Source organism: Arthrobacter sp. zg-Y1219 (assembly GCF_030125545.1).
In the GTDB taxonomy this organism is placed as follows: Bacteria; Actinomycetota; Actinomycetes; order Actinomycetales; family Micrococcaceae; genus Arthrobacter_B.
In genome coordinates this window covers 30,454-40,358 of sequence record NZ_JASKLY010000023.1, presented here as the reverse complement: position 1 = coordinate 40,358, position 9,905 = coordinate 30,454, and the positions used below count along the sequence as shown (strand labels likewise).

The following is a 9,905-nucleotide window of genomic DNA, read 5'->3' as shown; positions in this document are numbered from 1 at the left end:
CATGAGCACGAGCGCTATCGATTGGTCGACGTTGACCACCGACTCCACCACCGCGGCCGCGGTGAACGCGCTCGGCGCGCTCGCGGCGGGCTTCGACACGGGCGTGCCCGCGGTGCTCATGCCGGTGCGGGTCGAGACGCGCTTCACGACGGCCGAGGTGCCGGACGTGGCCGATCACTTGGGCGATCTGATCGACAGCCTGAGCAAGCTCCATGCGGTCCTCGAGCGCCTGCGCGGGCGCCAGTACGCCACGGCGCTCGTGGGCAATGTACGAGAGAAGGCGATCATCAAGGCGACGGTCGAGGAGCCGCTCTACAAGGCGACCGACACCGACCTGGCCGCCGTCGGTGCGCAGCTCGAAGCGATGCAGGAGCAGCTGGAGCAGCCGATCCTCACCGGCACGGCCGAACAGCAGAAGCAGCTCGCGAAGATCGTGCCGGCGGTGCGCGAAGGCTTCACTGCAGCGCGCACAACAATCGCGTCGCTGCGGTCAGACTTCCAGCGCGAGCAGTACACGGCGCAGCTCGACGCGCTGGATTCCGCCACCGCGGCCGTCCTCAAGGCGATCGACGGCCGGGTCACCCCAGCCATCACGTTCATTGGCCAACTCGGCCTGCGCACCGGCGCGCAGGCCGCGCGCGAGCTCGGCCGCACTCCCGCGGGCAGGCCGCTGCGGCCCGAGGTGCTGACTCGACGGGATGCTGCAGCCCCTGCGGTGCGAGCGGGTGCATCGCCACAGCTGCCCGGCGCGGCGCGCGCGACATCCACGCCCGTCAGGCGGATCGTGATCGACGACGGCACCGCCGCTGCCGCCCTCGGGGCAGAGCGCGTCGTGCGTGTCGAGCGATCGCAGCTGGTCGCATCAGCCGAAGCGGCCGAGCTCATCGCCGGTCGGCTGGCCGATCCGATGGCGGCGCTCGACACCGACCTCCACGCCGCTGCGGCAGGGATCACGGTGCTGCCCGGTGCGGTCAAGGTCGACCTGCTGGCGAAGCTCGACGCCGCGGCCGGCCGCAAGGGCGCGGCCGAGCTTCGCGTCGAGATCGAGGCGACGCCGAGCGATCGGGCCGACCTCGACAAGAAGGTGCCGAAGCGTCCGGCGGGGACCGTGTTCACGGTGGCCGGTGCGACCACGACCGTGCACCAGCTGCTGATCCGCGTCTACCCCGAGTCGCTCGCAGTCGACACTCACGAAGAGGAGCTGACCGAGACCGAGCGCAGCGACGGGACCGCGTTCTGGGCGGAGACGGCCGCCGCGTCGACCGAAGAGCTGCGCAAAGGAGCCTGGCGAGGGCTCTGCATCGGTCGTAGCACGCATCGCGCCGCATGGATCGCCCGCGTCACGGCTCCGGTTGATCCCGCCGACACCGCGCCGACGGCCGGAGCCCTCGCGGCGACCGCGATCGACGGTGCGCTCACGGTGCTCGAAACGCGGCTGGCGGAGCTCGACAGCGACACCACGCCGACGCGCGAGGGTCCGATCCGCATCGAGCGGCCGCCCGGACCGCTGCGGCCGGTCGTGCCACGACCGGCCAAGACGCTGACCGCACGCCAGCTCGCCGCGGTCGCGAAGGCGCTGCAATCGCTGGAGTCGTCGATCGAGGGCGCCGCGGCGGCACTGCCCGAAGCCCCGATCGGCACGATCACTGCCCGGCTGCAGACCCAGATGGCGGTTGTCGAGGGACTGCCCGCGGTGTTCTCGAACATGCCGCCAGATTGGCTGCGCCAGCTCGGCAGACTCGCCGAACGCGTGCCCCGCATCCCGATCGAGCCCGTTCCCACGCCGACGAGTCCGGACGTCGGCACCCGCACGGGCACTTGGACGCGCGCGGCATCGTCGACGGTGCTGCCCGACCGTTTCGCGGTCTTCACCGTCACAGACGGCAAGGCGGGCAAGGTCGCTGCGGGCAAGCCGATCCCGGTCGATCTGAAGCTCGGATTCGACCCCGGCGGCGACACGTTCAGTCTCGACGACGACGGAAACCTCGTGGTGCCCGACTCCATCCACTGGATGACCGACTTCGACGAGGCGGAGGCCAAGGGGATGGCCCTGCGTCTCACGATCTCGGCGCAGGAGGCGGCGCGCGGCTTCGACGAGCTGCTCGTCCTCGGCCTGTCGGGCGGCGACGCCGCAGACGGCGAGTCCCGGCTGACGGCCATGCTCGACGCGCACCACTACACGGCCCAGGGCTTGTCGCTGCTGCCAATCGGCACGCCGACCAACAACACGGAAGACGACCTGGCCGGGCTCTCGACCACCGACGACCCCGACCGGGCGTACCCGATCGAGCGCGGGGCGTCGCTCGCGACCAGCACGCCCGACTCCGACGGCCGCCGGCTCGCGACGGCGCTAGGTGTCGATGTCGACGTCGTCGCGCATGTGGCGGGCGCCGACGGAACGGACGCGCAGGACTCACTGCTGACGAACCGCGCACTCTACCCCGGCACGATCGGTCATGCGCTGGAGGAGCTGACGTCGGGACTGATCAGCCGCGACGCCCGCGACCGCCTGCGCGCGTACGCGCTGGGCGACGTCTCGGCGCGCGGCCTGCTTCCGGCCATCAGGGTCGACGATCAGCCCTATGCGCTGCTGCCGGCGGTTGCACTGAGCCGCTTCCGCACGGATGTGAGGGATGCCGGCGCCTCCGGCGCAGCGGCGAAGCAGCAGCGGTTCGACGACACGCTGCTGGCCCTCTTCCGCCAGCTGCACGATGACTGGTCCGACCTGCGCATCGGCGCCGAGGGTCGCCCCGGCGTGAAGCACGCCCACAGCCGGGAGGTCGGTCAGCCCGGCTTCGATGCGCAGCAGCACTTCCTCGGGATGTTGGGCCTCGAGTCGTCGTCAGTGGAGTCGAGCTACCGCTTCTCGGTGAACGTGGCGGATCGCGGCGGCGTGCGCGGGCAGCCCGATCTCGGGCTGGGCTTCGGCATCCCACCCGCCGACGGATCCGCCGCGAGCACGACGGCCGAATTCGGACCCTTCGCCCTCATGGAGCACCTCGAGAGCGTACTGCGCATCGCGCTGCAGCTGCCTCCGGCCTCGCGGCCCAGAGACCCTGTGACCCGGCTGCTATCGGACGATTGGGATCCTGTGCTCGAGCAGCTCACGACGTCGCGCGCGTACGGACTGCGGCTGCTCAACGGGCTGTGGCCGCTGCACGGCGCCGTCTCGGCTGCACCGGTCGCCGCGACGCCGGGTACCGGCACCTCGATCCTGAACCTGCTCACCCAGACGCTGTCCGACCTCCGCGCTCGCACCGAGGAAGACCTCCACAACGTGGGCCTGGCCGAGCTGCTGGTACGGCACGCACTTCTCGCCGAGGCGCGGCGTGCAGCGGCCGACATCCTCGTCTCTCGGGGGATGCTGTCGGAGGAGGCGCTCGCGAACCTCGGCACGTCGAGCCTGTACCAGACCTGGTCGGGCGGGACCATCTCGCGCACGTCTGCGTGGGGGCTGCTGTTCACGAGGGTCAACAGGCTCGCAGAGCTGGCCGATGCCGCCGTTCCCGTGCCGGTCGACCTCGACAACCGCTTCATGGCCGATGTCGTCGCATCGCCGCGACCGGCCGTCACGACGGAGCATCGCACGGCGATCACGGCGTTCGCCGGGTTGCCGGCCGACCGCATGACCGCGCTCACGCGCGAGCACCTCGATCTGTGCAGCTACCGGCTTGATGCCTGGATCGGCGGTCTCGCGCATCGGCGCCTGCGGGCGCTGCGCACCGCCAAGCCGCGCGGCGCCCAGGTGGGCGCCTACGGATGGGTCGAGAACCTCACGCCCTCACCGACCGCACCGGCTGCGACCGGCGTCCCGGCAGCGCTCGCAGGCCTGTCCGGTAAGCCGCTCATGCCGGACCCCTCGGGCGAGGGATTCATCCAGACACCGTCGCCCACCCACGCCGTCACCGCGGCGATCCTGCGTGCGGCCTACCGTTCGCAGACGGCGGAGGGATCGTTCGGCAACGAGATGTCGGTCAACCTCTCGTCGGACCGCGTGCGGGTCGCGCTCTCGCTCATCGACGGGGTGCGCGCCGGCAACGACCTCGGCGCACTGCTCGGCTACCGGCTCGAGCGCTACCTGCACGAGTACTACGCGCGACCCGACACACCCCACGTGGTGGAGCTCGACTCGACGATCTTCCCGCTGCGGCGGGCCTACCCGACGATCGCCGCGGTCGATCCGGCTGCGGCCGCTGTGACCGAGCCGACCCGGTTCGTCGTCGACGGCCTGGCGCTCGTGCGCACGATCCTCGACTGGATCGAGACGAACGATCCGGCAGCGGAGGGCACGTTGTTCCAGACGCTCTCACTGCACCCGGGCGCGTATCCGTGGGGAACCAAGCCCGGCGCGCTGCCGCCGCGCACCGACACCGACAAGCTGATCGGCGTGTTCCGTGGGATCGACTCGATCGCCGATGCCCTCGATGCCCTCGGGGATCTCACCACCAGTGAGACTGTGCACCAGCTGGTGCGTGGCAACCACGCCCGCGCGGCCGCCGTGCTCGCCGCGCTGTCGGAGGGCACGGCCATCCCGCACCCCGAGGTGACCGATACTCCCCGCACCGGCCTGCCAGTCAGCCACAAGCTCATCCTGCAGCTGCCGACCTTTCCTGCCGAGCCCGTCACCGGGCCCGTCGGCTGGGATGCCGTGCCGATGACTCCGCGCGCGTCCCTCGAGCCGTCCGTCAATCACTGGCTCGGCGGCCTGCTCGGCGACCCCGCCCTCATCCGGGTGAGGCTGAACGCCGACGGAATGGCTCCCGGCTCGGCGCTGCCCGAAGTGTCGCTCGCAGCCTTCGGCCTCCAGCCCCTCGACCTCGTCGCGATGCTCGCCGACGGGTTCGACTCCGCCGTGGGGGCACTCACCGCGCGGGTGCTCGACACCCGGCGGCCGGCCGACCTGCCACCGGACCAGCCCGGTGTGGTGCTGGCCGACGGGCCGCAGACCACCGAGACCGACGGGTGGCGCATCGAGTCGCTCCGGGCGTCCGCGTGGGGGCCCGGCATCCGGAGCATCACGGATGTCGCACCGCTGCTGGAAGCCGCGGCAGACCTGCTGGGCACGGCGAAGGCCGCGAATGCGTCGGACTACGCGGCACCCGAGTTCACGGCGATCGCCGGTGACGGCATCGACGTCGACGACCTGAGGGTGCGTGTGCAGCGGTTGCTCGATGGTGCGACGGCTGATGCCCTGCGGCTCGCTCAGCTGCTCGCCGAGGCCGGCGCGCCCGATCCGGCCGTGCTCGACGGCGATCCCGCCGTCTGGCTCGGCGCGGTGCGCGTACGCGTGCCCGGCGATCCCGCTGCGGAGCATCCGAGCGCGTGGCTGCCGACGTTCGAGCTCACGACGGGCACGCCCACCGAGCTCGCCGAGCGGCTGGCCCGGCTCGACGCCTTCTGGAGCGGCCGCGATGCCTGGCGCACGGCCGCCGCCGCGGCGCAGGCCTACGGCATCCGCGTCGGCCTGCCGCGGCGCTACCTCTCGCGCACGCAGGTCAGCACCGAGCTGCTGCAGTCGGCCGAGGTTGCCTTCCTCGACCTGGCCGCGCGCTGCCGCACGGCATCCGTCACCATCGCCGCCACTCCCGATCCGAAGCCCGCCAACGTGTGGCTGCAGGCGGCGAAGGACCTGCTCGGCGACAGGCTCACTGTGGTGCCGAAGGTCGGGCTCGATCCCGTGCGTGCCGGTCTGCAGACTGCGCTCGACGCGGACCTCGTAAGGGCCGACGACCTCGACGGCTGGCTCGAGGGTGCTGCGGCGGTGCGCCGCGGCGCCGCCGACCTCGCCGACGTGCAGGTGCTGACCGAGGCGCTCGGCGCCGGTTCGCTCGACGGCGCCGTCGCCCAGCTGCCACACGTCGACGGAGACCCGTGGCTCGGCGGTGCACTCGCGGACCCCACCGAGCTCACCGGAAAGGTGAGCGTCGTGATCTACGGTGCGGGCGACCTGCCCGCCGTCGGCGCTACCGGGACCGCGCTGCTCGTCGATGAGTGGAGCGAGACTGTGCCGTACCGCGACGAGATCACGGGCGTGGCGCTGCACTACGACCAGCCCGATGCGACGGCACCGCAGGCGATCCTGCTGGCCGTGCCGCCGGTGCGCGACCAGGCGTGGACGCTCACCGACTTCGCCGCAACTCTGCACGACACCCTCGAACTCGCTCGCAACCGCATGGTCGAGTCGGAGCACATCGGCGCGAGCCGTTACGGCCAGCTGCTGCCGTTGCTCGTTGGCGAGGTCGTTCCGCATGCCGCCGGCACGGCCGACGTGGGCGACCGCGTCATCCTCGACTTCCACCAGAACAACCCCTAGGAACCCGCGATGGCCTTCATCTCAGCGACATGCGAACCGCTTCGCATCTGGTCCCGGCTCGAGCCTCGAGCCCGGCAGGTCGACTTCGCGGGAACCCTCGCGGCGAAGATCGCCGACCCGATGTTCATGCTGGGGCGGCAGTGGCAGTTCGGCGAGTTCGCCGGCGCCGACGCCGGCTCGGCCATCTTCGCGACGATTGCCCGTCAGGTGAACCCCATGGCGATCCCCGGTGCGGGCCCCGACGATGGCGTCGACACGATCATCGAGCGACTGCCCATCACGTTCCCCTTGATCGTGCGAGCCCGGCTGGGGCGGACGCTCCTCAGCCGGCTCGACGCGGCGGTGGCGGCATCCGGTGCCGCTCCGGCCGGCTATGGCCGGCAGGAGATGCGCGAGATCTTCTTCCGGTTCTTCGGGCCTCAAGACGTCGAGCCGACCGACCCGGTCGCTGCCGCGCGTGACCGCACGGCGCCGCGCGCGGTCCGGGCGCGCCACGCTCTGCGCGGACGCAGCGTCGACGGGGTGCGCGTCTACGAGTTCACGCGTCCGGATCTGACCGTCGCGATGTTCCCCGCCGAGTTCGCCGGCGCCCTGCCGCCGAGCCTGCTGACTGTCGTGCGCGATGTGCTGCTCGAGTTCCGCATGTGGTTCGAGAACACCTATCAGCAGCCTGGCGCGGGCACGGGGCCCAGCCGGTGGGAGGGCGACCAGCTGGAGTATGCCGTCAGCGGCATGGTCTCGCGCGGAACCACGACGACGACGGTGGACGCGGCCGAGCACCAGGGCGGACACCTCGATTGGTACTCGTTCGACCAGGGCGCCACACGGCCAGCGGCGGGCGATGAGGCGAGCGCCATGACCGTCGACGTCCGCACCGTGATCCCGACACCTGCGGAGTATCCGGGCATGCCGAAGCCCCGATGGTGGCAGTTCGAGGACGCGGCGGTCGATCTTGGAAAGCTCAGCGCCAACGCCACCGATGCGGCGCGGATCGTCGTCAGCGAGTTCGCCCTGCTCTATAGCAACGACTGGTTCACTATCATCTGTCGGCAGCCGGTCGGAAGCGTCGCCGAGCTTCAGGGTGTGATCGTCACCGACACGTTCGGCTGGCGCACCCTCGTCAAGCCGATGGTCGAGCCCGCGGGGTCCGACTGGACCGGATGGGACGCTTTCAGCCTCTCGCCCAGGCCCTCGGGCGCCGCGCAGGCACCGATGCCGCAGCACCTGTTCGTGCCTCGCACACTGCCGCAAATCACCGACGGCGAACCTCTGGAGCAGGTCGTGTTCGTGCGCGACGAGACCGCCGACATGGTGTGGGCGATCGAGCAGCGCATCCCCGACGGGCTGGACATGTCGCGGGATGCTGCCGAAGCATCGCGTCGCATACGGCAGCAGCTCGACCCGACCGCCGATGCCGCATCCGGTCCGGTCGTGCCGCACGACGGCACACAGGCTGTGCCCCTGCGCTACACGCTGCAGACCGAGGTCGCCGAGAACTGGATCCCGTTCATCCCGGTGCACATCGAAGGCCAGCTGCGCGCGATTCAGCTGCAGCGCGGCACCATGCGCCGCACGATCGGCCACGAAGACACGCTCATCAGGCCCGTGACCTCGATCCTTCGCGGCGGCATTGACGAGCACGACAACCGCGTCTCACCGTACTACGTGCACGAGGAGGAAGTGCCCCGGGCGGGGGTCCAGGTGCAGGGACTCCTGCGGCGCGCCCGCCGGTGCGACGGGACGCCGGTCGTCTGGCACGCGCGGAGGGTCACGACGGGCCGCGGCGAGGCGCGGTCGGGGCTCGCGTTCGACCGCATCACCTGATAACAGGGGATGGATGCCGGCATCCGCATGTCTTCGTCGTGCGCTCTGATCGCAGGGAGGGACCTTGACAGCGGGAGGGACCTTGACAGCGCCTCTGGCCCGCCAGAAGATAGAGGCACCAAAGGCAGTGCAGTGCACACTCGAATTTGAGACGAGGGATACGGAAGAATTTCCGAGCTGATGGGAGTCCTCCTGGGCGGAAGCTCGCGCGTTCTTCTCTGTGGACACAGAGTTCCGATCTTGCTCACCGTTCAGGGGGCACTTAACCCATGCGCTTCATCGTTCTGAGGGGTCTGCCGGGCGTCGGCAAGACCGCCATGCTCGAGCGACTGGCCCTTGCGGGTGAACAGGTCATCGATCTCGAGGGGCTGGCGGGTCACCGCGGCTCCAGCTTCGGACGCGTCGGACTCACGTCGACCGAGCCGACCAAGCTGGAGTTCGACGCCTTGGTCTCTTCGGTCCTCGCGGCGTGCGACCCCGAGCGGCCGGTGTGGCTCGAAGACGAGGGACCGCACATCGGCCGGCTGTGGCTTCCCGACGAGATCGTGAGCGGGATCGTGACGGCCCAGACAGTCGACCTGTCTTGCCCGCTCGAAGTGAGGGTCGCGCGGCTCTGCGCCACGTACGGCACGGCGGACCCCGACGAGCTGATTGCCGCGACGCAGAAGATCCGCCGCCGGCTAGGCAACAGCCAAACCGACCGCGCGATCAGTCATTTTCACGCCGGTCGGCCCGAAGCGTCGATCCGAGTGCTGCTCGAGTACTTCGACGAGGGCTACGCGCTGCGCGCCGCCGGCGACACTCGTCAGCCGCTGCCCGCCGAGGAGATGCCTGCTGTGCTCCGCGACGGCCGCTGAGGGCCGACCCCGCCTGCTCCTCGTGCGTCGTTCCCTCGCTGGCTCGCCGAAAGATCACTCTGATCACGTCACCTGCGTGCGGGTTCCGGTGACCCAGCAGGTGACCCAGCATGGGAACGATGACGGATGCCGCGCGGCGGGTCGGGCGGCTGCGAAGCGCGTCGTCTCGATGGGCGACCGCATCGCGGGTGAGCAGATCGTGCAGTGCTGGACGTGCCGCTACTGCCTGGCGGGCGCCGACTGGATGTGCGCCGTGCACGACATGTTCGGGCTTAAAGGGTTCGACCTGCCATGGCGGAGTCTGTGCTGTGCCCACCGCTCCGCCACGTCCGATTTCGACGAGCTCAACTGGCACACGCGACGGTACGGCAGGGGATCGGGCGGGTACGAGCAATCCAAACTGGCGGACCTGCTGTTCACCCTGGAGTTGCACCGCCGGCTCGACCGGTCCGGGTCGCCGGTGATCGCGACCGCGGCACACTCATAGCCCGGCGCTGAAGAAGGGCGACGCCAGCGAGTAGTGCAGCCAGGCCAGAGGCTACAACCATGGCGTAGGTCATGGCAGCGTAGCTGCTTACTCAGCTTGCGACTGAACGTGAGCCACTAGCTGATCTTATGTGTTGTGATCCAGCGGGACCCGCTTGGGGCTGAATCACGAAGTTCAACCACCGGTGCTTTCCCGCGCCGTGATTATTGAGGTGGGGAGTGGTCTGCCCCTCGCCCTGGTCTGCCCGTTCGCGAGGAAGGCCCGCGCACCCTCGCGGTAGACGGTGAAGTCCAGTCCGTGGATCTGCGCCCCGAGAACCACCAGTACCAGCGCCACCGGCAGCCCGAGAATCAGCCAGAGGAGCTTTGTGCGGGGAGAGGTGCGCTGCTGGGAGCGGGAATCCGCCGTCGATAATGCCATGCCT

5 protein-coding genes are annotated in these 9,905 nt (G+C 70.2%); 4 read left to right on the top strand and 1 reads right to left on the bottom strand.

Annotated features, from left to right (window positions below):
• Position 1: 1 nt before the first annotated feature.
• The 4 genes from QNO00_RS16815 (at position 2) to QNO00_RS16800 (ending at position 9,481) form a co-directional block, all read left to right on the top strand.
• Positions 2 to 6,313, top strand: a complete 6,312-nt coding sequence (locus QNO00_RS16815; RefSeq protein WP_284025355.1) for a hypothetical protein — start codon at positions 2 to 4, stop codon at positions 6,311 to 6,313.
• A gap of 9 nt (positions 6,314 to 6,322) precedes the next feature.
• The gene (locus QNO00_RS16810) at positions 6,323 to 8,137 is read left to right on the top strand and encodes a hypothetical protein (RefSeq protein ID WP_284025354.1); all 1,815 of its coding nucleotides are present in this window, start codon (positions 6,323 to 6,325) and stop codon (positions 8,135 to 8,137) included.
• Between the two features lie 269 nt (positions 8,138 to 8,406).
• On the top strand, positions 8,407 to 8,994 hold the full coding sequence (locus QNO00_RS16805) for a hypothetical protein (protein WP_284025353.1): 588 nt from the start codon (positions 8,407 to 8,409) through the stop codon (positions 8,992 to 8,994).
• A gap of 88 nt (positions 8,995 to 9,082) precedes the next feature.
• Entirely contained in the window at positions 9,083 to 9,481 is a 399-nt protein-coding gene (locus QNO00_RS16800; protein ID WP_284025352.1) for an alcohol dehydrogenase catalytic domain-containing protein, read from the top strand.
• Between the two features lie 174 nt (positions 9,482 to 9,655).
• On the opposite strand, the gene QNO00_RS16795 is transcribed toward QNO00_RS16800, so the two are convergent.
• Positions 9,656 to 9,901 carry a hypothetical protein gene (locus QNO00_RS16795; protein ID WP_284025351.1) on the bottom strand — a complete coding sequence of 82 codons (246 nt, stop codon included), beginning with the start codon at positions 9,899 to 9,901 and terminating at the stop codon, positions 9,656 to 9,658.
• Positions 9,902 to 9,905: the final 4 nt, after the last annotated feature.